This is a genomic window from Parabacteroides chinchillae (assembly GCF_900108035.1).
Taxonomy (GTDB): Bacteria; Bacteroidota; Bacteroidia; order Bacteroidales; family Tannerellaceae; genus Parabacteroides; species Parabacteroides chinchillae.
This window is the reverse complement of sequence record NZ_FNVS01000016.1, coordinates 58,944-80,516: the sequence shown is the minus strand read 5'-3', so window position 1 is coordinate 80,516 and position 21,573 is coordinate 58,944. Positions and strand designations below refer to the sequence as shown.

Here is a 21,573-nt window from a genome sequence, read left to right as displayed (position 1 = left end):
ATGTATGATATTTGTTGATTTTTATATGTTTCCGATCCTTTCATTACGTATGGTACGTGGTGATTTGCCAAAGTTGGCCCGGCAGAAATGTGAGAAATTGGCCAATGATTCGAATCCGTATTTATAGCAAATTTCGGAAATACTTTGGTTGGTGGTGATAAGATCGTTGTGAATGTCCTGGCATTTCTTTTTAACCATCCATTGATATGCAGGCTCTCCGAAGGTTTCTTTAAAAATACGCCGGAAGGTAGGGAGGCTATAGCCTCCTAGTTGAGCAAAAGATTCAACATCTTTTGCTTTCAGGTAATTTTGCATTACAAAATATTTAAAGCTCTTGGTGTATCTGTAAATCGGGGCATAAAAAGTAGCCAGTTCTTTAAGAGGATAATAACAATTAAGTATGTATATTAATTCGGTTCCTTTCGCTTGAAGGAAGTTGCAACATAACATAGCGTCGTTTATGTATTTCTTCATTCCTTCCAGATATAATACGAGTGGAGTACAGGAATTCATTACTATGGGAGTAACGGTCATGTTTCCGGCCATGGTTTCCCCGCTCAGAAAGCGGTCATTACATACGTTTTGCGGACGGTCGAAAAGGTAAAGAATACATTCGCATGATTCGAGAATGTGGAATTCTACCCGCGAACCTATCGGTTGAAGGATAAATTGTCCGCTCGAGAAAGTAGTCATCGGATGTTCTTCACTTTTTACAAGTACTTTGCCGGAGATGAGAAAATAGATAGTGTTCTGCATACATCTGGCCTGAGGTATCATCATTCCCCTAGGATATGCACGGTATTTGAATATATTCGTCTGGTAAGACTTGCACGAAGAACAATCCGTGAATTTGGCCTATCTTTGATCGGACATAATTATATGAGCGACTTAGAGTTTAACTTTCTTACTTTTTCCTTTTTTTGTTTCATTATGGAAACGATCTACAGCTGTTACTATATAGCGATATTTACGCTTACCATCATTGTAAGGTAACAGATAATTCGTTTTACGTGTAATGGCAGCTATTTTAGCCGGATTACTTAAATCTACCGGTTCTTTATCATCAAAACGGTAAATTACAAAATAGGATGCGAGTTCGGGGTTGGTCTCACTCTGTTCTGCTATCCAATGGAGCATATAGCCTTGCGGAGTCCATTCTGTTTTTAGTTTCTTTACTTCCTGCGGAGCACGGTTGTGCATGTGTGTGTATGCCGGAATTAATGCCGGATAGCGATGATAATTTCGTTTCAAGCTGTCGGCAACGCCTTTGTTGTTCCATAAAATTTCGTTGGCCGGCCAGAAACAATTACCACTGACATGAGGTAAGGCTCTTTCATAACGCATCTTTCGTGTCAGCTCATTGGCTTTCATTGTGCGGGCTACATCTTGCCCGATATAAAGATGACTTCCGTTTGTATTTTTGTCCCACCATTTAATTAGTGTGATATAGTCTGCTGCCGGATGCCCTATTTCCCAGTATATTTGTGGCATGTTGTAGTCTATCCATCCTTGCTTTACCCAATAAAGTATGTCGGCATATAAATCGTCATAATTTTGTAGACCGTTGGTTTCGCTGCCGGAGTTGTCGGGGGTATTTTTCTTGTTCCTATAAATACCGAACGGGCTGATACCGAACCGTACCCAGGGTTTGGACAGCAAAATGGTGCGTTTGATCTCTTTTATCAGTTTATTTACGTTTTCTCTGCGCCAGTCATTCCGTTGGGCTTCTGTATATCCTTTGCGCAAACCGTACTTGTAGAAACTGTTATCGTCGGGAAAAGAAAGCCCTGCTGCCGGGTATGGATAAAAGTAATCATCCATGTGGATGGCATCTACGTCGTAGCGGGTAACAATATCACGAACAACCCTACAAATAAACTGACGGCTTTCGGGTAATCCCGGGTCGAAAAGTATTTGTTTGTTATAAGTAACAAACCATTCCGGGTGGCGATAGTAGATATGTGAATCGGCAAATTTGGTATTACCGGCAGTGCTCACCCGGTAAGGATTTAGCCAGGCATGGAATTCCATGTTTCTTTTGTGGCATTCTTTAATGAGAAAGGCCATCAGGTCGAAGTTGCCGGCTGGAGCTTTTCCCTGTTCTCCCGTATAAAAACGGCTCCAGGGTTCTATTTCTGATTTATAAAAAGCATCTGCTTCCGGACGTATCTGAAAAATGATGGCATTAATGCCGCAATTTTGTAGATAATTAAGTTTACGAATGAAATCTTTTTTCATTTGAGATGGAGTCATGTCTTTGTATTCGCCCTGAAAAGCTGTTTGAATCCATGCTCCTCGGAATTCTCTTTTTGCTTCTTTTTGGCCTGTCGTTTGACGCGGAATTTCCCGGACGGTTGAACATGAAGACATAGCAATAGATAATATCGCCAATAGCAGACGGAGATATTTTATATACATTGTTCTATTTATTTGTTTTTATGTACGAAAACTCAACAAAAATACATGAATATCTTTTAAAAACAAAAGGTTTCGTAACTTCTAATGTGAATACTTATTGATTGTTTGTCAAAACGGCATTACTTTTCTAACTTTGCAAGTTAAGAAAAATAGGAAAAGGTATTATGTCTGAGAGCAATTCTATATTTATAAAAGGTGCACGTGTTAATAATCTGAAGAATATCGACGTGGAAATTCCACGTGATAAGCTTGTGGTGATAACCGGTTTGTCTGGTAGCGGAAAGTCTTCATTAGCTTTTGATACTTTGTATGCGGAAGGACAAAGGCGGTATGTTGAAAGCCTTTCGGCATATGCCCGCCAGTTTCTGGGCAGGATGAGTAAACCGGAATGTGATTATATTAAAGGTATTCCTCCTGCAATAGCCATTGAGCAAAAGGTAAATACCCGTAATCCGCGTTCTACGGTAGGTACATCAACTGAAATATATGAATACTTACGTCTTTTGTATGCCCGTATAGGGAAAACCATATCTCCTGTTTCCGGTGAAGAAGTAAAGAAACACCAGGTTAGCGATATTGTTAATATGGTGTTGGCTTATCCTGATGGGACTCGTTTTGCTGTTTATGCTCCGGTTGTGTTGCCTGAGGGACGAAGTATGAAGGAACAATTGGAGATTTTACAAAAAGAAGGATATACGCGTCTGGCAATTAATGATAATGTTTATCGTATAGGAGAAGTGATTGGAGATGAAGCGTTGCAGAACTCCCAAAATGTTGAATTGCTGATCGACCGTTTGACCATATCGGATGACAAGACATTGAAAAGCCGTTTGGCAGATTCAGCAGAGACTGCTTTTTTTGAAGGGCATGGCACTTGCATAATCCGTATCTATACTCCTGAAGAAACGGTGACGAAAGAATTCTCCAAACGGTTTGAAACGGATGGTATAGTTTTTACGGAGCCTACGGATATGATGTTCAGTTTTAATAATCCTCTAGGAGCGTGTCCGGTATGTGAAGGCTTCGGCAAGATTTTGGGCATAGACGAAAATCTTGTGGTGCCGGATAAAAGTTTGTCGGTGTATCAGGGAGCTGTTGTATGTTGGAAGGGAGAAGTAATGGGCGAATGGCTGAAGGAGTTTGTAGCCAAAAGCGAAAAATACAAGTTCCCAATTCACCGGCCTTATTATGACTTGACGGATAAGGAAAAAGATTTACTTTGGCATGGTGCTCCGGGATTGCATGGCATTGATGATTTCTTCAAATTTGTGGAAGAAAATTTATATAAGATACAATACAGGGTTATGCAGGCGCGCTATCGTGGAAAGACTACTTGCCCGGTTTGTAAAGGCGCCCGGTTGAAACCTGAAGCCCTTTATGTACGGATAGGAGGAAAAAACATAGCTCAACTGGTAACATTGCCTATTACAGAAGCAAAAAGTTTTTTTGATAATCTGGAGCTCGATGAAACGGATGCAGCTGTAGCTAAACGCTTGCTGACAGAAATAAACAGCCGTCTTCAATTTCTTTTGGATGTAGGTTTGGGGTATCTTTCATTAGACCGTCTGTCATCTTCTCTTTCGGGAGGAGAGAGCCAGCGTATTAATCTTGCTACTTCTTTGGGCAGTAGCTTGGTTGGGTCTCTTTATATATTGGATGAACCAAGTATCGGTCTTCATTCAAGAGATACGGATTTGCTGATTAATGTATTAAGGCAGTTGCAATCGTTGGGCAATACGGTAGTTGTGGTGGAGCATGATGAGGAAATAATCCGTGCTGCTGATTACATTATAGACATTGGGCCTAAGGCCGGACGGTTGGGGGGGGAAGTCGTGTATCAGGGAGACATTAATAATCTGCAAACAAATAGTGAAAGCCATACGGTGCGATATCTGACTGGTGATGATAAAATAGATGTCCCTTCTTTCCGTCGTCCTTGGAATAATTATATAGAAGTAAAAGGAGCACGTAAGAACAACCTTAAAGGAATAGATGTAAAGTTCCCATTGAATGTAATGACTGTTGTGTCGGGTGTCAGTGGATCAGGCAAGAGTTCATTAGTGCGTGATATTTTTTATGAAGGAGTAAAGCATTATCTGGATGAAGCTGCCCGGTTAATGGTTGATTGCTCAGGTTTGGAAGGGGATATGCATATGATACAATCGATAGAGTTTGTAGACCAGAATTCGATTGGGAAAAGTTCGCGTTCCAATCCGGTAACTTATATAGGCGCTTATGATGAAATACGTAAATTGTATGGAGATCAGCCTTTGGCAAAGCAGATGGGGTATAATTCGGCTTATTTCTCTTTTAATAAAGAAGGCGGACGTTGCGAAGAATGTAAAGGTGAGGGTAAAATAACTGTTGAAATGCAGTTTATGGCCGATATAACATTGGAATGTGAAGCTTGTCATGGTAAACGTTTTAAATCCGAAATCCTGGAAGTGGAATACTGCGGAGCTAGTATTTATGATGTATTGGAAATGACGGTTAACCAAGCTATCGAGTTTTTTGGACAGTCTTCCGGATCGCAGGAGAAGAAAATCGTTAAAAAGTTGAAACCTCTTCAGGATGTGGGCTTGGGATATATTAAACTGGGACAGACTTCCTCCACTTTGTCGGGTGGGGAAAACCAACGTGTGAAACTGGCATATTATCTGGGGCAAGAGAAACAGCAGCCTACTTTATTTGTCTTCGATGAACCGACAACCGGACTTCATTTTCATGATATTAAAACGTTATTAAAAGCATTCAATGCTTTGATAGATAAAGGGCATACTGTTGTTATCATTGAACATAACATGGATGTGATTAAGTGTGCTGACTATGTGATAGATTTGGGGCCAGAAGGAGGAAAAGCCGGAGGTGGTTTGGTTTGTACCGGAACGCCTGAAGATATAGTGGCTTGTAAGGAATCGTATACAGGTAAATATTTAAAAGAAAAATTAGATATTGCTTTATAGTTTTAATCTGATAAAATGTTGATATGAAGAGTAATGACTGGAAAGGCCGTTTAGGGGTAATGTATTCTACCAATCCGGATTTTCAATATAATACAGAAGATGGGGAGGAAGAAGAAACGCTTCCGAAAGAAAAACAACAGTTGCGTATTTCCCTGGATAAACGTAATCGGGGAGGGAAGGTAGTTACGTTAATAACCGGTTTTCGTGGAACTCCAGACGATCTTACTTCTTTGGGAAAACTCCTGAAAGTGAAGTGTGGGGTTGGTGGTACCGCAAAAGACGGTGAGATTGTTGTACAGGGTGATTTACGTAATAAGGTACTTGAAATTCTGCGGAAAGAAGGATATATCAAGAGTAGAATTATATAAATAATATGTTAACGGTTTACAAAGCTTCTGCCGGTGCAGGAAAAACACATAAACTTACGGGTGAATACCTTTTGTTGCTTTTTACGCAACCGGGGGCATATAAGCGTATTTTGGCGGTAACCTTTACTAATAAGGCTACCGATGAGATGAAAAACCGTATTGTCGAGGAGCTCTATAATTTAGCATCCGGTAATAAATCCGATTATGTCAGTCTGTTAATGTCTGCTAACTCTCTTACCGAAAAGCAGGTCAGGCAACAAGCCCGGCGAATTTTAATTCTTATTCTTCATGATTATTCGGCATTTAATATAAGCACGATCGACCGTTTCTTTCAGCAGACAATGCGTGCCTTCACCCGTGAGATCGGTTTACAGGGTGGCTATGGAATAGAAATGGATCAGGAATTGGTCTTGGCAGAGTCGGTAGATAAATTGCTGGCCGATCTGGAAAAGCCTGAAAGTAAAGAATTACTGGGGTGGCTTCTCCGTTTTGCGGAAGAGAAGATAGAAAATGGCGGAGAGTGGAATCTGCGCCGGGATATTATGGCTTTGAGCCGTGAGGTATTTAAAGAGAGTTATAAGGCTTTTAGTGATGAGGTGTCTCGGGATATTGAAGATAAAGACGCACTGGAAGAGTATAAAAATGACTTATATGCTATTATCCGCTCTGTAGAAAGGGAAGCAAAGCGTTTGGGAGAGAAGGGAATGGCATTGCTTAAGCAATATGGGCTCCAACCTTCCGATTTCAAAGGAGGAAGCCGTTCACCTTTGTTCTTCTTCGAAAAACTGGCTAACGGAGAGATGAAAGAACCTTCTGCTACTTTTATGGGGCTGGCAGATAATCTGGACGGTTGTTTTACAAAAACAACCTCACAATCCCTCCGTTTAGTTATAGGATGTGCATTTGAAGGAGGACTGAACGAATGCATAAAGGGAGTGGTATCTCTTTTTTCCGATCTGACTGCTTATAATACGGCTAAAGAAGTGGTCCGTTTTTATTATACACTGGGAATTTTGACAGATGTATCACGACAGATTGCTGCATATCGTGAAGATAAAAATGTAATGTTGATTGCCGATACGACCGAATTGCTGAATAAAATCATAGATGGTAGTGATGCTCCGTTTATTTATGAAAAAACAGGAACTCATGTAGATCATTATATGATAGATGAATTTCAGGATACCAGTGGTATGCAGTGGAATAACTTCCGTCCGCTTATTCAGGAAAGCATGGCACACAGGTATGCAAACCTGATTGTGGGGGATGTAAAGCAGAGCATCTACCGTTTTCGTAATTCTGACTGGAAATTGTTGGATGAACAGGTACAAAATGATTTTATTCATGAAGAAATCAAAGAAGATACTTTAAAGGAGAATTGGCGTAGTTGCCGTCATATTGTGGAAGTAAATAATGCTTTGTTTTCTGTTACTCCAGCCTTGCTTCAACATTATTATAACGAAGCTCTTGATGCGTCTTCTTTGAAAACTGAAGAACGGATAGGTTATTTTACCAAGATCATGTCTGCTTATAAGAAAAGCTATCAGCAGATTCCCGCTCCTTTTCAAAAAAAAGATGGACATGTGAAAATAGAGTTTTTAACCGGTGAAGATGATAAGGATTGGAAAGAAGAAGCTCTAGAAAGACTTCCGGGGGTATTAGAACAATTGCAGGATAACGGATATACGTTGAAAGATATAGCAATCTTGGTACGTACCAATATGGAAGGTGCTATGGTGGCTGATACGTTGTTGTCTTATAAGGAAATGCATTCTTCAGAACAGTATCGTTATGATATAATATCAGATGATGCGTTGTATGTCAGTAGTTCGCCGGTTGTGCGTTTTCTCGTAGCAACATTACGTTATTTAAAAAATCCTGAAGATTTGACAAATGAACAGATTGCTACATTTTCCTATATTGTTTTGTCTGGTGGATGGCAAAAGGATGCAGAACTTGTATCGTCTTTTTCTATTCCTGCAGATATAAAACAAGAGTTGCTAGGGCTTTCACGTCAATCTTTATATGAGATAACGGAAGGCTTGTTCCGGTTGTTTGCTGAGCGATTTCCTGATAATGAACAAGTTTTTGTGCAAGCATTCTTGGATATGGTTTCGGAGTATAGCCAAAAAGAGAGTCCGGATTTAAATCGTTTCTTGAAATGGTGGGATGAAACGGGATATAAGAAAACAATTGCTACACCGGATGAACAGAACGCTATTCGTATACTTACCGTACATAAATCTAAGGGGCTGGGCTTTAAGGTTGTAATTATACCGTTTGGAGACTGGGAAATAGATCATAAGCCATCTAAACCTGTTATTCTTTGGTGCCATCCGGATAAAAGACCTTTTGACCGTTTGCATTTGGTTCCGGTGCGCTATGGGCAGGCATTGGGTAGTACAATCTTTGCAAAAGACTATTTCAAGGAACGGTTGCATGCCTTTATTGATAATCTGAATACATTATATGTTGCTTTTACCCGTGCTAAAGAAGAATTATTGGTCTTTGCGCCCCGGCCTAAGAAAATGGATGAGAAGAGCGGAGATATAGAGAAGATTACTTCTATAGGAGATTTACTTTGGGCAGGATTGAATACTCAGGTAGATGATGTGGAAGAAGGAGAGCCATTAATAAATTTGCCGTATTCTTTCAATATTGCAGATGGAGTGTTTGAATTGGGAAACTGGTGGCATCCGTCTGAAGAACAGAATAAAAAAATGGGCGTTGAAGAAATTTCGATGGACCGGATTCGTTCGGTTTCTTCGGATGACCGTTTGCAATTACGTTTACATGGAAAAGGATTCTTTTTTGATAATGAACGCCGTAAGCACGGAGCATTAATGCATGAAGTGTTAAGTGGTATCCGTACTGAAAAAGATATACCTGTTGCTGTAGAGAACTATCGTTTGGCTGGTGTGGTAAATAGGGACGAAGCCGAGAAATTATGTGTCCGGCTATCTGATTTGTTGAATCAACCTGAGGTTGCACCATGGTATGATGGATCGTCACGTGTTTTGAATGAGGTAGATATTCTTTTTGGAAAAGGTCTTTCCAAACGTCCTGATCGCGTGATGATAAATGGAAATGAAGCAGTTGTTGTCGATTATAAATTCGGGGAAAAACAAGAGAAACGCCATTATAGTCAGGTTAAAAATTATTTGAAACTGATTCGCCAGATGGGATATGAAAAGGTAAGCGGCTTTTTATGGTATGTCGAACTAAATAGGGTGGAAGCGGTTAATGAATTATGATATATTTTTGATATTCCGTAAAAATGAATATTTTTGCAAATTCTTATTATCAAACGCAGTAGAATAAAGGATGAAAGTACATAGAGAAGGAACAGGACTATTATTGACGTTGTTTACAATATTATTTATTGTGAATGTCGTCTTATACCACACAATCGGTAAGGGCGGGCTGTTCTATTCTGTTGCATTGATTTCTACCATATTATTTTTATTGGTATTGAATTTCTTTCGTAGTCCTTTCCGTCGTTTTCCTTATGATTCGGAAGGGCTGGTGATTGCCCCTGCCGATGGGACGATTGTTGCAATTGAAGAAGTTATGGAAAATGAGATATTGCATGAAAAACGTTTGCAAATCTCTATTTTTATGTCAATTTTCAATGTTCATGCCAACTGGTTTCCTGTAAACGGAACAGTGAAGCATGTGTCTCACCAGAACGGACGTTTTATGGCGGCTTACTTACCTAAGAGCAGTACGGAGAATGAGCGTTCGGCAGTTGTTATTACTACTAAAAACGGTATTGATATTCTGGCGAGGCAAATTGCCGGAGCAATGGCACGGCGTATAGTTACTTATGCAAAACCCGGAGAAAAGTGCCATGTAGACGAACAAATGGGATTTATTAAGTTCGGTTCCCGCGTGGATGTTTATTTACCGGTGGGAACAGAAGTTTTGGTAGAAATGGATCAGAAAGTTACCGGAAACCAAACTCCTATAGCCCGTTTAAGTAAGTCTAACGGATAATAAAGGAAAGAATGAGTATCAAGAAATATATACCTAATACAATAACCTGCTTTAGTCTTATATCAGGTTGTGTAGCCAGTGTTATGGCTTTAAACGGTGATTTACTGCTTGCTGTTGTCTGGATTATCATTGCTGCTGTGTTTGATTTTTGCGATGGTTTTGCCGCACGCATGCTGAAGGCTTATTCCGCAATAGGGAAAGAACTGGATTCATTGTCTGATATGGTTAGCTTTGGTGTTGCCCCCGGAATGGTATTATTTTGGTTGCTTTGTCAGGTAAGTCCTGTATTGCCTTTGGGGTCTTTGAATGAATATATTCCTTATCTGGCATTTGTTATTCCGGTTTTTTCGGGATTGAGGCTGGCTAAATTTAATATAGATGAACGACAGACTACTTCTTTCATAGGTTTGCCTGTTCCGGCGCATGCTTTATTCTGGGCTTCTGCCGGTTATTCTGTTTTACCCATCATACATGTTAATGAATGTATTTTTGCATTAGCAGCTATTATATTATCTTTTGTAACTTCTTTATTGCTGGTTTCGGAGATACCAATGTTTTCATTGAAAATAAAATCTCTTTCCTGGAAAGGGAATGAGTTGCGTTATATATTAGTTGTCTGTGCTATTCTATTCGTTGCTTTGTGGGGATTTCTCGGTATATCGGGAACCATTCTGCTCTATATAGTCTTGTCTATTTTTAACAGAAACAGATAAACAAGATTTCTTATCTTTGTGTTAATAAACTAACTAAGGATCGCATTATGTTTAAATTTTTATTTGTCATATTTTTCTTTTTTATCCTGTTGGTATTTCTGATGGGCTTTTCTATTTTGAGAACATTTAAAAGAATATTATTTGGTAGTGGCAGTAATAGCAATTCGAATGAAAAGCGCCATCGTGGGGGCAATTCAAGCAATACTTCCAATAATATGTATCAGGATGAAAACCAAAGAAGTCAGCAGCGAAAGAAAATCTTTGCGAAAGATGAAGGAGAATATGTCGATTATGAAGAAGTTAAATAGTGATTTTTACTTAGATATATTCCTTAACGTCGTTGTTTGAAAAAAGCTTTCATCTCTGCAGCGCAATCTACTTCTAATACTCCACTCTTTACGATAGCTTTTGGGTGAAATGCATCGGGCGCATATTTTTTATACCCTCTTTTTTCATCAGAAGCTCCATATATTATTTTGTTTAATTGCGACCATCCGATTGCCCCGGCACACATAATACAAGGCTCTACAGTAACATATAAGCTGCATTCTGTTAAATATTTGGCTCCAAGTACACCTACTGCCGCTGTTATAGCAAGCATTTCAGCATGTGCTGTTGGATCATTCAAACGTTCTGTCTGATTATGTGCACGGGCTATTATCTGATTATTACAAACAATAACAGCTCCTACCGGAACTTCACCTTCTTCCGCTGCTATACGGGCTTCGGCTAATGCCTGTTTCATGAAATATTCGTCGTCGAAAGGTTTCATCTCCGCATTTCGTTTTCGTTAAACAACGTAGGATAATCCTCTTCCAGGGTTTTAAGTATATGAGACATTATAGTTTCACGGTACCAACGTGATTTATTGGCAATTCTGTATTTTGTAAGGTAGCGGGAAATGGTTTTATGCTCGTCATCATTAAGCATAAAAGTAACCTTATGGATGCGTGGGTGATTCGGTTGTGCAATAGAATATTTTCGTACCTTTTTCATACATTTGCAAATGTACAAGTGAAAGCTTAAATAAAAAAGAAAATAGCTATATTTGTGCAAATTAATCAAATGGCTGAACGAAACGAAACAGGGAAAGATGGTGAAGTTTTTGCCCGCGAATTTCTGATAAAACGCGAGTATACAGTGTTGGAAACCAATTGGCACTGGCATCATTATGAACTCGATATTATTGCAGTTAAAGATAATGAGTTGGTGATTGTTGAAGTAAAAACACGTTCAGGAAATTTTCTGCTTTCACCGGAGGAGTCCGTAGATAATAAAAAAATACGGCGAATCGTTTCTGCTGCGGATGCTTATGTCCGTAACTATAATATTGGCCTGCCTGTCCGTTTTGATATAATTACATTGGTTAAGACGGAGAGAGGTTATCGTGTTGAACACATCGAAGATGCTTTTTACGCACCGTGTCGTTAATTTGGAAATAACAGGGAATATGAATATTGAAGAAGTCCGGGAATATTGTTTGTCGCTGAGAAACGTAACAGAATGTTTGCCATTTGATGACGTTTCTTTGGTATTTAAAGTGGAAAATAAGATGTTTTTGTTGCTTCCTTTGGATGCGCTAGAGCCATGCCTGTCTCTTAAATGCAGTACCGATTATGTAGAAGATCTCAGAGAACGTTTTAAAGCTGTGGAACCTGCATGGCATTTTAACAAGAAATACTGGAATACTATTTATTTGGAACGTGATATGGGAGATGGAGATATAAAATACTGGATTTGTCATTCATACCGTGAGGTTATTGCTAAACTCCCGAAGAAAATACGTGATTTATATAATGAATAATTCAAAGACCATTCCCCAGATTATCCGTTTGGAAGAAGCTTCTTCAACGAACCATTATCTTCGTGACCTGCTGGCCAGAGGGCCGTTGCCGGAAGGCAGTGTTGTTGTAACTGAAAATCAAACGGCAGGCCGCGGGCAAATAGGTAATGTCTGGGAATCGGAACCGGGTAAAAATCTTACGTTCAGCCTTGTTCTGTATCCGGATTGTATTCCTGCCAACCGCCAGTTTCTGATATCGCAAATAGCAGCATTAAGCGTTAAAGAAACATTGGAGGCTTATACCGGAGACGTCACTGTTAAATGGCCGAATGACATTTACTGGAAAGATAAGAAAATATGTGGAATGCTGATTGAAAACGATTTATCAGGGCATAATATGTATTGTTCCGTAATAGGTATAGGCATTAATGTTAATCAGAAAGTGTTTCGTAGTAACGCCCCTAATCCGGTTTCCCTTTGGCAAATTGTAGGTGAAGAAACGGATAAAGAAGCCATTTTGAACCGTTTCTTGCATATTTTCTATAACTATTATCTTTGGCTGTTGCAGGAAAAGCAGGATGAGATTCGCAACTTGTATCGTAAGTCTCTATACCGGGGAGATGGATTTTTTTCGTTTGCTGACGAACATGGTATTTTTGAAGCATCTGTTTATGATATTGAATTAACCGGTCATCTCATTCTTCGTTTACATAATGGCGATTTAAGGCGGTATGCATTTAAAGAGGTTTCTTATGTATAATGCTGATAATATTGGTCAAAAACGTGAATAATAGTCCCGTTTAATATAATGAATTACTGATTTTCACTAATTTTGCTGCTTCAAAAATAGAAACTAATGAATATACATGACCTTTGTTGCGTGGGACATATCACGCTTGATAAGATTGTGACTCCCAAGAAAACGGTACATATGCCCGGAGGTACGTCTTTTTATTTTTCACATGCCATCAAGCATTTTGACGACATAGATTATACGTTGGTAACAGCTTTGGCTGAATCGGAGATGGAAACAGTTCATGAACTTCGTTCCGAAGGAATAGATGTAGCTGTAATGCCAAGTAAACATTCTGTTTATTTTGAGAATATTTATGGGGAAAACCAGGATAACCGTAAGCAGCGGGTTCTGGCCAAGGCGGATCCTTTTACAATAGATTACCTGGAGAACATAGAAGCTCGTATATTCCACCTGGGAAGTTTATTGGCAGATGATTTTTCGTTGGACGTAATTAAATATTTATCGCAGAAAGGACTTATTTCTGCTGATTCGCAAGGCTATTTACGTGAAGTAAGAGATACAAAGGTATATGCGGTAGATTGGGCGGAAAAGACGGAGGCACTGAAATATATCCACTTCCTGAAAGCGAATGAACATGAGATGGAAGTTTTGACCGGTTATACGGATGTACCTAATGCTGCTAAGCAACTTTATGCCTGGGGAGTGAAGGAAGTGTTGATTACCTTGGGTAGTATGGGGTCTGTAATTTATGATGGTAAGACGTTCTGCAAGATTCCCGCTTATAAACCGAAAGATATAGTAGATGCTACCGGTTGTGGAGATACTTATATGACCGGTTATCTTTATCAACGAGCAAAGGGAGAGAGCATAGAAAAAGCTGGTTGCTTTGCCGCAGCAATGTCCACATTGAAGATAGAAGGCAGTGGCCCGTTTAAAGGAACAAAAGAGGATGTTGTCCGTTGTATGGAAACAGCCGGACAAACATTGCCGGATTTGAATATAACATTTGGTTCAAGCAGGAATTAAACAAAGGAGAAAAAAGATCCCGATCATTTTATAAAAAGTCCCCGATGATTTGAAAAAATCATCGGGGACTTTTTATATATATCCGATTCATATATTTTATTTTCCTTTTGGCTCTTCCACTTTGAATGCTTTGCAGAAGGTGGTCATCAGCAGAATACATAATCCTAATACGCCTACTGCCATATATGCATATTTCATATTGAAAGCCTGGGATATTGCACCTATTAACAGTGGTGCTATGAGTGAACCAATAAAGCTGATACTGGATAAAATGGTAAGGGCTATGCCTACCGGAGTTTTCGATTTTGCACCTACCAAACTATAGATGGTTGGTACCATACATGAAATACCTAAACCTACTAACATAAAGCCCAGCGAATTTACAATTACCTTGATTGCCATAGAGCCGAACAATCCGGCAAACAAAGCCGAAGTGAAAAAGCCTATGAAAATGAATGCGCCTGCAAGCTGTAATACGCGTTGTTTACCTAATATATGATAAGCATAGTTAGTAAGAAAACGTCCGGCTGTCATCATCACCATAAAGACCAGAAAGCCTATCTGAAGGGACTTGGGGACTTGTAATACAGATTCGAAATAAACTCCGCTCCAGTCGAACATCGCACTTTCTACAACCAAAGCAAATAGTCCGACAATTCCTAATTGAATCAATAATATTTCCGGCTTTTTCAGGAAACTGGTTAAAGCCGGGGCTTCAGCTTTTTCTTCTTGTGGTTCCGGTTCTATGTCATTCTGCAAATATTTTCGACCGAAAAGGGTTATTAGAAGGATAATAATGGTTATCAAACTAAAATGCCAGAAGGGTTGTACGCCGGATATAATCATAATAAAACCGATTAATGCTCCAAAGCAAGCAGCCAGACTCCATCCTCCGTGGAAAGATGCCATAATAGTACGCCCATAAAGACGCTCTATGCCGATACCCTGTGTGTTAAGTGATATATCGCATAAGTTCCAGAAGACTCCGAAACAAAAGAGGAAAGCACCTAACATGTAGATATTGAATGCCGTCCCGATGGCAAATAAAGATAATGCATAGCCCAGAATGCTTATTTGTACCATTATACGACTTCCTAATCTGGAAACCAGATATCCGGCTAATGGTATGGCTACAAACTTGCCGACGGGTATGAGGAATAATACCAATCCCCAGTAAAATGCGTAATTTACTTCAAAAACATCCTTTATATCCGGTATACGGCTTGCCCAGCTTGAAAAGCATAGTCCCTGGGCTAAAAAAAAGGTTAGGACAGCGTAACGTATTTGTTCTTTTGGGAAAGAACTTCGTTTTTCTATTTCCATTTCCTGTAGTTAGTTCATTATGATTTAATAATTCCACAAAAGTAACCTTTTAGGCTTAATAAAAGGCATAACCGATTATGTTATTTTGGTCATAATAATGCTTTTAATAGTTCTTTTAGCTGTTTTTTGTTGACCGGTTTAGCCAAAAAGTCAGTACAGCCGGCATTCAGTGCTTGTTTGCGATTGTTGTCGAAAGTATATGCCGTAAGGGCTACGATTGGGATATTAAGATCATGTTTGCGTATTTCTTTTGTGGCTTCCAGGCCATTCATAAGCGGTAATTTTATATCCATTAAGATCAAATCAGGATGGGTTTCATGATATAACCGCACTGCATCTTTGCCATTTGAGGCTCTTATTATCTGATAATCCTTTTTCAAGATATGAAGTAACGATAAATAATTGTCGTTATTATCTTCTGCAACCATGAGTGTGTATTGTCTGTTGGCTACCTTGTCCTTAGTTGAAATTTTTATTTCTGCTTTTTGATCTTTAACTGTGGTTGCAGGTCTGGATGGTTTGGTTTTGCATGGAAGTGTGAACCAGAATAAAGAACCTTTGTTTAATTCGGAATCTACTCCTATTTCGCCCCCTAAATGGTGGATAATTGACTCGCAGATAGAAAGTCCTAATCCGGTACCTTGCACAAAACTGTCGAATTTGGCAAACCGGTTAAAGACAAAAGGTATATTTTCGGGAGAAATTCCTTTGCCCGTATCTTGCACATAGAAGCGTAAGCTATCGGCTGTATAAGAATAGCCCATCCGGATTGAGCCGGAGGTAGTGAACTTGCTGGCATTACTGAGGAAATTGGAAATAACTTGTGTCAACCTGTTTTTCTCCGAATAAATTATACAGGATTGTTCCGGCAAGTCTGTTTCCAGAGAGACGCCTTTCTTTATGCGGTATTTATAAATTTGTTCCAGATCATAGAATATCGTGGAAACATTTACGTCGGAATAGTTAAATTCAAGTTGTCCGGCTTCAATTTTAGATAAATCGAGAATATCATTTATAAGTTGTAATAATAACTCATTGTTTGCTTCGATAATATGGCTGTATTCTTCAATTTCGCTACGGTCATCCGTTTCAATGATGAGGTTTGAAAATCCTACGATAGCATTTAAAGGAGTACGTATCTCGTGGCTCATGTTTGCAAGAAATGCACTTTTTAAACGGTTCGATTCTTCGGCTTTATTTCGTAACTCAATGAGTTCGTCAGTCATTTTTAAGTCGGTTATATCCCAACGCACGCCTATTATACGGCATACTTTGCCTTCTTTATCACGTTCAAAAACGAGGCCATGTATTTCATACCATCGCATTTCTTTTCCGGGGAAAGCAACCCGTACCTGGATATCCATTGATTTAATGTCTCCACTTATTAAATCCTTTATGCCGTCTCTAAGAAGATGCATGTCTTCTTGATTCATGTATGTCAGGTATTTATCCAGTGAAACGTCGGTATATTCAAAAACAGCCGGATTGGGCGATGAGAATATATTGGTGCTTATATTATATTCCCAGGGTATAATTTGGGCTGCATCAAATGCAAACTCTAATTTGAATTTATTCTCTTCCTGCTCTTTTTGTTTCCTGATTTCTTCTGAAATGTCTTTTTCTGTGCCGACTACGCGTTTTACTTCTCCTGTTTTTCCGGAACGGATAATCATCGCATAGGTTTCGTAAAAATTGTATGAGCCATTACGCATGAAACGGAAAACCTGTCTTTGTTTTTCTTTTTCTCCGCAGGAAAGCTGTCTTATAAATTCACGGTATTTATCTACGTCGTCGGGATGTATGAATTCCATACAATGGTCAAGTGAAAAGCCATTTCCCGTAACCGATTCTTTATATAAGGAAGAAAACCATTGCTTTTTTACGTCATACATCCATGCAGATAATGAACCGGCATCAAGTGCTATAGATAGCTCTTTTCTTGTATTTTCCAGTTCCAGTTCTTTTTTTCGTATTTCTGTTGTATCTACAATAACAGATATGATATAAGAGGAACCATCGTTGTTGAGCAACCTGCTTTTGGTGATAATGCCCCATTTGCAAGGCTGTTTTGTTTCTTTATCTGTAATAATCCGTTCGAAAGAAAGAGGTGTTTTGCTATTGGAAGTCATAATATCTTCCTGACGGAATAATGCAGCTTCCGGATCATGGACTTCAAAATCGTTTTTGCCTAGCAAATCGCTACTATTAGTGTCTCCATAAAATTCGCAGGCTTTATCGTTGTAGAAAAGGTAACGAAATTCGTTGGACATATCCTTTACCGACAATCCGATTGGCAGGTTGTCTATGACGGATTGTAAGAATGTCTGTAATTTTAATACTTTACGTTCTGCTTCTACATGTATGGTAACATCGTGACAGAAATAAATAACATTGTCTTTGTTAAATGGAACAGTGCGTGCACGGCCATAATGAATGTTGTCGTCGATTTTTACTTGATAATCGAAAGAAAATACTTGCTTTGTGTCTTTTGTGCGGATTAAATTTTTAGTAATTATGGAAGCCGCTTCTTTAAATGCTTCTATTGGAGCGATGGCATCTTGTAAGCTTTTTCCTATCATCTCCTGCCAATCAAGACCTAATAAAACATTTTCCTGAGGGTTGATTATGTCTGTTATTTTTAGTGAAGAATCAAAAATGAATGCCATATCCGGCATTGCTTTTAATAGCCTCATCATGCGTTGATTTGCTATTTTATACTGTTCTTCTTTACGTTTGCGGAAATGGAGGATAACAATAAATAATATCGACATGAGTACAATAACCATTACAAATAAAAATACTTCCATCGGATATTCTTTAATGAGGGAAGGAGCCTCGTTGTAAAATATAGTGTTTGGAGGAAGATTTTTAGGATTGATACCATAATATTGTAATGTCGGATAATTAATATGGTATTGAGGCAATGATGGTGTCATTTGGAAAGAAGGACTGTTCTTAATCCCTTTTGTCAAGACATCATAAGTAAGGTTGGCAATGTCGTTTCCCAGATTTTTTCCTAGAATAAAATAGCCTCCTAAGAAATTTAAACTTGAAAAATCCTGGTCACGTACTTGGTAAAGTACGTGAGATTTAGAACGGGATAGTTCGTTATGCAACATGGTATAAGCATGAGGATAGTGGTTGACGTCGGTATACCAACCCGCTGATAATAATGCATGACGGCTATCCATATTTGATATGGAATCGATTAGTTGTGTCGTGGAAAGTTTGTCTCCACTTAAAAAGCAAACATCCAGTGAATCGATTTCATCAAACAACGAACACAGGTAATCGGAAAAGTATCGTAATGAATATCGGTTGTCATAGTAAAAAGCAACATAGCGCACTTCGGGTTGCAGTTTTTTTATTAGTTGCAGATTTTCTTTGATGAAATCGTTGTAAAAATATCCTGTAACCTGGGAATTATCGAATGTAGTTTCCATTTTAGGGAACTGTGTTATGTTTGTGATAGAATCTGTTTGGGCCAGCTTCTCATAATCTATAAATATAGGTTTGACGTTTCCTAGAATGACCGGAATAGTATGCCATTCCGGAATACATACTTTGCGATATACACTCCATGCTTCATTGCCCAGCAATACGACAGCTGACGGCGGTTCTTGATAAGCTTTGAATAGCTGTTTCATCCAAATAGCCCATGTTTTGAAATTTGGTGAAGATTCGCTATCCATATATTCAATTGAAATTGAAACGTCGGTTTTGTCTTTTAATGTTTTTTCAAAAGAGGAAATAATATTTATGCCTCCTTCTTTTAAAGGAGAATATGAGCTTATCAATAATACTTTTTCCTTTTTGCCTGTATTTTGATTCGCCAAAGTAGTTTCCGGACACAATATAAAAGCTAGTATTAATACTAGTAATGTTTTTATAACCCCAATTTCCATTCTTGTTTTATAGAGTGTACAAAGATATGTATAAATCAATATGGTTGCATTGAAAATCGTTGAATTTTATAAGATTTAATTAATTATTCAAATTTATGATAATAATATGATACTTTTATTATCTTTATCGGGGTTGTGGATTATCGGTTTTTATAACATCGGGGTATTTAGGAATGGCGATAATTCCTTGAATGCTCTGGAAATCAATAAACAATGATGAATATAAGAAATACAACGTTAGCCGATTTAAGTCATGTGATGGAAATCTATGACTACGCTAAAAGATTTATGCAAGAGCATGGCAACGGGAATCAGTGGATTAATGGTTATCCTTCAACGGAATTGATTGTTAGGGAAATAGAAAAAGGGCATAGCTTCGTTTGCGAAGATGAAAAAGGGGAAATAGTCGGGACATTCTGCTATATAGAAGGAATAGATCATACTTATTTACGTATTTATGAAGGTAAATGGCTTAATAATGAACCTTATGCGGTGATTCATCGTATGGCATCAAATGGAAAACAAAAAAATGTATCTTCCGAATGTTTGGAATGGAGTTTTAGGAAATGTAATAACATCCGTGTGGATACGCATCGCGATAATGTTGTAATGCAGGCTATTTTAAAAAAACATGGCTTTATGCAATGTGGTATTATTTATGTTGATAACGGAACAGAGCGGTTGGCCTTTCATAAAGTGATAGATTGTCAGCCTTAGTTTTTTATATTCTTATAATCCTTGGTTTAATTCTTTTCCCGGATACGCTTTGTAGAAAGAAAAAATCCTGACAACCAATCGGCCATCAGGATTTCTTTAAGTACCCAGACCCGGTACAAACCATAGAAATCATAGGAAAATAAAAGAATTTATCTTCCTTATTATCAATTACTTGAATGTTTCCTATTTTCTCTATTTTTGCCATATTTTGCCCATTTTCCGTTATTCAGTACACTTTTAGTACACTTTGAAATATCATTTTCTTTTGTACCTTTGCAATATCGGAAAACAAAAGAAAATCAACTATTTAGCGTAATCACCCGGTTATGGTACCTAAATCGGGATAAAACCTCTAAACAATGGCAAAGTTAGAAAATAAAACGAAAGAAAACCCCAAGTTAGAGCAAAATAAGCTCTCGGATGGTAGAATCAGCCTTTACTTAGAATATTATTTAGGTAGAGAGGAAAAGCCCGTATTAGATGAAAACGGCAATCAAGTGTACTATGATAGTGGAAAGATGCAAGGTAAGCCCAAGTTTGCAGTAAAGCACAACAGGCGAAAAGAAAACCTTAGTCTGTATCTGATAGATAAGCCCCGTACCCCTGCGGAACGCCAGCAGAACAAAGAAACATTGGAGCTTGCCACAAAGATACGTGCGGAGCGTGAGCAGGAGTTTAAAGAAAGTATGTTAGGCTATCGGTTAAAAAAAGATAGAACGGTCAATTTCTTAGACTATTTCCAAGCCTATATCAACAGTTATACCAAGAAAGATATTCGCATGGTACAAATTGCGCTTAGCCGTTTTAAGGACTTCTTAAAAGAACAATACCCCATGAATGAGTTTAGTATCAAGCCGGAACTTATCACCAAAGAAATGATGGAGCAGTTTGTTGCCTATCTGCAATCCCGAAGTGTGGGTGAGGGTGCTAAAAGCATTTACCAGCGTTTCAAGAAAGTTATTCGATACGCGATTGACCACGATGTAATGTTGAAAGACCCATGTAAAAGCGTTACCTGCAAAGTGGATAGCCAAATGCTTCGGAAAGATGTTCTCTCTCCCGAAGAAATCCAAAAGTTGGCAGCTTGCCATTATGACAACGAGAACCCGAATGTCAGACGTGCTTTTATCTTCTGCTTATACTGCGGTCTGCGCTTCTGTGATGTAAAAGACCTTACCTATAAGAATGTGGATTACGCTAATCGGTTATTGAAATTTGAACAAAGCAAGACAAAGGGACATTCTGCCAGTAGTGGTGTGGTTATTCCTCTGAATGATGGTCTATTGTCTATCATTGGTGAAGCCCCGGCAGATAAAAACTGTTTGATATTCGATTTACCTACTTACGAAAGTTGCTGTAAATCAGTAAAGCGTTGGGTAAAGAGAGCCGGGATAGACAAACATATAAGCTGGCATTGTGCCCGGCATTCGTTTGCCGTGAACATTCTGAACAATGGGGCTAATATCAAAACCGTAGCCAGCCTTTTAGGGCATAGCGGATTGAAGCATACGGAGAAATACACCCGTGCGGTGGATAAATTGAAAGAGGAAGCAATAAACAGCTTGCCCGAACTAAAGTTTTAACCATAAAAGACTTATCTTTGT

18 protein-coding genes are annotated in these 21,573 nt (G+C 38.7%); 12 read left to right on the top strand and 6 right to left on the bottom strand.

All coding sequences use genetic code 11. The annotated features are described in order from the left end of the window. Positions 1–21 precede the first annotated feature (21 nt). Both C4S38_RS12695 and C4S38_RS12690 read right to left on the bottom strand, forming a co-directional pair. Entirely contained in the window at positions 22–780 is a 759-nt protein-coding gene (locus C4S38_RS12695; protein WP_103984017.1) for a helix-turn-helix domain-containing protein, read from the bottom strand. Positions 781–888: 108 nt separating this feature from the next. Further along, positions 889–2,418, bottom strand: coding sequence for a glycoside hydrolase family 10 protein (locus tag C4S38_RS12690; protein ID WP_103984016.1), 1,530 nt, complete (start codon positions 2,416–2,418; stop codon positions 889–891). Between the two features lie 164 nt (positions 2,419–2,582). Here C4S38_RS12690 and uvrA point away from each other — a divergent pair, with 164 nt between their 5' ends. The 6 genes from uvrA to C4S38_RS12660 all read left to right on the top strand — a co-directional run bounded on the left by uvrA (position 2,583) and on the right by C4S38_RS12660 (position 10,766). Further along, positions 2,583–5,381 carry an excinuclease ABC subunit UvrA gene (gene uvrA / locus C4S38_RS12685; protein ID WP_103984015.1) on the top strand — a complete coding sequence of 933 codons (2,799 nt, stop codon included), beginning with the start codon at positions 2,583–2,585 and terminating at the stop codon, positions 5,379–5,381. Positions 5,382–5,404: 23 nt separating this feature from the next. Further along, on the top strand, positions 5,405–5,749 hold the full coding sequence (locus C4S38_RS12680; protein ID WP_103984014.1) for a translation initiation factor: 345 nt from the start codon (positions 5,405–5,407) through the stop codon (positions 5,747–5,749). Positions 5,750–5,754: 5 nt separating this feature from the next. Next, on the top strand, positions 5,755–9,003 hold the full coding sequence (locus tag C4S38_RS12675) for a UvrD-helicase domain-containing protein (RefSeq protein WP_103984013.1): 3,249 nt from the start codon (positions 5,755–5,757) through the stop codon (positions 9,001–9,003). Between the two features lie 70 nt (positions 9,004–9,073). After that, positions 9,074–9,745 (top strand): phosphatidylserine decarboxylase family protein, encoded by a 672-nt coding sequence (locus tag C4S38_RS12670; protein WP_103984012.1) that lies wholly within the window; start codon positions 9,074–9,076, stop codon positions 9,743–9,745. Positions 9,746–9,756: 11 nt separating this feature from the next. After that, on the top strand, positions 9,757–10,458 hold the full coding sequence (locus C4S38_RS12665; protein ID WP_103984011.1) for a CDP-alcohol phosphatidyltransferase family protein: 702 nt from the start codon (positions 9,757–9,759) through the stop codon (positions 10,456–10,458). A gap of 47 nt (positions 10,459–10,505) precedes the next feature. Then, positions 10,506–10,766, top strand: coding sequence for a DUF4834 family protein (locus C4S38_RS12660; protein ID WP_099463781.1), 261 nt, complete (start codon positions 10,506–10,508; stop codon positions 10,764–10,766). Positions 10,767–10,789: 23 nt separating this feature from the next. Here the strand turns inward: C4S38_RS12660 and C4S38_RS12655 are convergent, their stop codons facing one another. Further along, positions 10,790–11,230 carry a nucleoside deaminase gene (locus tag C4S38_RS12655; RefSeq protein ID WP_099463780.1) on the bottom strand — a complete coding sequence of 147 codons (441 nt, stop codon included), beginning with the start codon at positions 11,228–11,230 and terminating at the stop codon, positions 10,790–10,792. After that, the gene (locus C4S38_RS12650) at positions 11,227–11,454 is read right to left on the bottom strand and encodes a hypothetical protein (protein WP_099463779.1); all 228 of its coding nucleotides are present in this window, start codon (positions 11,452–11,454) and stop codon (positions 11,227–11,229) included. The genes C4S38_RS12655 and C4S38_RS12650 overlap by 4 nt, the downstream gene beginning before the upstream one ends. A gap of 69 nt (positions 11,455–11,523) precedes the next feature. Between C4S38_RS12650 and C4S38_RS12645 the strand changes: the two genes are divergently transcribed. The 4 genes from C4S38_RS12645 to C4S38_RS12630 all read left to right on the top strand — a co-directional run bounded on the left by C4S38_RS12645 (position 11,524) and on the right by C4S38_RS12630 (position 14,024). Continuing rightward, positions 11,524–11,889 carry a YraN family protein gene (locus C4S38_RS12645; RefSeq protein ID WP_099464095.1) on the top strand — a complete coding sequence of 122 codons (366 nt, stop codon included), beginning with the start codon at positions 11,524–11,526 and terminating at the stop codon, positions 11,887–11,889. A gap of 19 nt (positions 11,890–11,908) precedes the next feature. Then, positions 11,909–12,262, top strand: coding sequence for an MmcQ/YjbR family DNA-binding protein (locus C4S38_RS12640; protein ID WP_103984010.1), 354 nt, complete (start codon positions 11,909–11,911; stop codon positions 12,260–12,262). Further along, positions 12,252–13,001: a biotin--[acetyl-CoA-carboxylase] ligase gene (locus C4S38_RS12635; protein ID WP_394340855.1), complete on the top strand. Its 750-nt coding sequence runs from the start codon at positions 12,252–12,254 to the stop codon at positions 12,999–13,001. The genes C4S38_RS12640 and C4S38_RS12635 overlap by 11 nt, the downstream gene beginning before the upstream one ends. A 96-nt stretch (positions 13,002–13,097) precedes the next feature. Further along, entirely contained in the window at positions 13,098–14,024 is a 927-nt protein-coding gene (locus tag C4S38_RS12630; protein ID WP_103984008.1) for a PfkB family carbohydrate kinase, read from the top strand. Positions 14,025–14,120: 96 nt separating this feature from the next. Here the strand turns inward: C4S38_RS12630 and C4S38_RS12625 are convergent, their stop codons facing one another. Both C4S38_RS12625 and C4S38_RS12620 read right to left on the bottom strand, forming a co-directional pair. Continuing rightward, the gene (locus C4S38_RS12625; protein ID WP_103984007.1) at positions 14,121–15,347 is read right to left on the bottom strand and encodes an MFS transporter; all 1,227 of its coding nucleotides are present in this window, start codon (positions 15,345–15,347) and stop codon (positions 14,121–14,123) included. A gap of 89 nt (positions 15,348–15,436) precedes the next feature. After that, a complete protein-coding gene (locus C4S38_RS12620) occupies positions 15,437–19,252 on the bottom strand; it encodes a PAS domain-containing hybrid sensor histidine kinase/response regulator (protein WP_103984006.1) in 3,816 nt (1,271 codons plus the stop codon). Positions 19,253–19,468: 216 nt separating this feature from the next. Between C4S38_RS12620 and C4S38_RS12615 the strand changes: the two genes are divergently transcribed. Together C4S38_RS12615 and C4S38_RS12610 are read left to right on the top strand one after the other, a co-directional pair. Then, positions 19,469–19,969 carry a GNAT family N-acetyltransferase gene (locus C4S38_RS12615; protein WP_200817977.1) on the top strand — a complete coding sequence of 167 codons (501 nt, stop codon included), beginning with the start codon at positions 19,469–19,471 and terminating at the stop codon, positions 19,967–19,969. A gap of 359 nt (positions 19,970–20,328) precedes the next feature. Then, positions 20,329–21,552: a site-specific integrase gene (locus C4S38_RS12610; protein WP_009860060.1), complete on the top strand. Its 1,224-nt coding sequence runs from the start codon at positions 20,329–20,331 to the stop codon at positions 21,550–21,552. Positions 21,553–21,573: the final 21 nt, after the last annotated feature.

What these genes read in the sequence shown, in the direction of transcription:
- C4S38_RS12655 (WP_099463780.1), bottom strand. Translation starts at nt 11,230, where the DNA reads ATGAAACCTTTCGACGACGAATATTTCATGAAACAGGCATTAGCCGAA.
- C4S38_RS12630 (WP_103984008.1), top strand. Translation starts at nt 13,098, where the DNA reads ATGAATATACATGACCTTTGTTGCGTGGGACATATCACGCTTGATAAG.
- C4S38_RS12665 (WP_103984011.1), top strand. Translation starts at nt 9,757, where the DNA reads ATGAGTATCAAGAAATATATACCTAATACAATAACCTGCTTTAGTCTT.
- C4S38_RS12680 (WP_103984014.1), top strand. Translation starts at nt 5,405, where the DNA reads ATGAAGAGTAATGACTGGAAAGGCCGTTTAGGGGTAATGTATTCTACC.
- C4S38_RS12695 (WP_103984017.1), bottom strand. Translation starts at nt 780, where the DNA reads ATGATGATACCTCAGGCCAGATGTATGCAGAACACTATCTATTTTCTC.
- C4S38_RS12620 (WP_103984006.1), bottom strand. Translation starts at nt 19,252, where the DNA reads ATGGAAATTGGGGTTATAAAAACATTACTAGTATTAATACTAGCTTTT.
- C4S38_RS12625 (WP_103984007.1), bottom strand. Translation starts at nt 15,347, where the DNA reads ATGGAAATAGAAAAACGAAGTTCTTTCCCAAAAGAACAAATACGTTAC.
- C4S38_RS12615 (WP_200817977.1), top strand. Translation starts at nt 19,469, where the DNA reads ATGAATATAAGAAATACAACGTTAGCCGATTTAAGTCATGTGATGGAA.
- C4S38_RS12690 (WP_103984016.1), bottom strand. Translation starts at nt 2,418, where the DNA reads ATGTATATAAAATATCTCCGTCTGCTATTGGCGATATTATCTATTGCT.
- C4S38_RS12675 (WP_103984013.1), top strand. Translation starts at nt 5,755, where the DNA reads ATGTTAACGGTTTACAAAGCTTCTGCCGGTGCAGGAAAAACACATAAA.
- C4S38_RS12640 (WP_103984010.1), top strand. Translation starts at nt 11,909, where the DNA reads ATGAATATTGAAGAAGTCCGGGAATATTGTTTGTCGCTGAGAAACGTA.
- uvrA (WP_103984015.1), top strand. Translation starts at nt 2,583, where the DNA reads ATGTCTGAGAGCAATTCTATATTTATAAAAGGTGCACGTGTTAATAAT.
- C4S38_RS12670 (WP_103984012.1), top strand. Translation starts at nt 9,074, where the DNA reads ATGAAAGTACATAGAGAAGGAACAGGACTATTATTGACGTTGTTTACA.
- C4S38_RS12660 (WP_099463781.1), top strand. Translation starts at nt 10,506, where the DNA reads ATGTTTAAATTTTTATTTGTCATATTTTTCTTTTTTATCCTGTTGGTA.
- C4S38_RS12610 (WP_009860060.1), top strand. Translation starts at nt 20,329, where the DNA reads ATGGCAAAGTTAGAAAATAAAACGAAAGAAAACCCCAAGTTAGAGCAA.
- C4S38_RS12645 (WP_099464095.1), top strand. Translation starts at nt 11,524, where the DNA reads ATGGCTGAACGAAACGAAACAGGGAAAGATGGTGAAGTTTTTGCCCGC.
- C4S38_RS12650 (WP_099463779.1), bottom strand. Translation starts at nt 11,454, where the DNA reads ATGAAAAAGGTACGAAAATATTCTATTGCACAACCGAATCACCCACGC.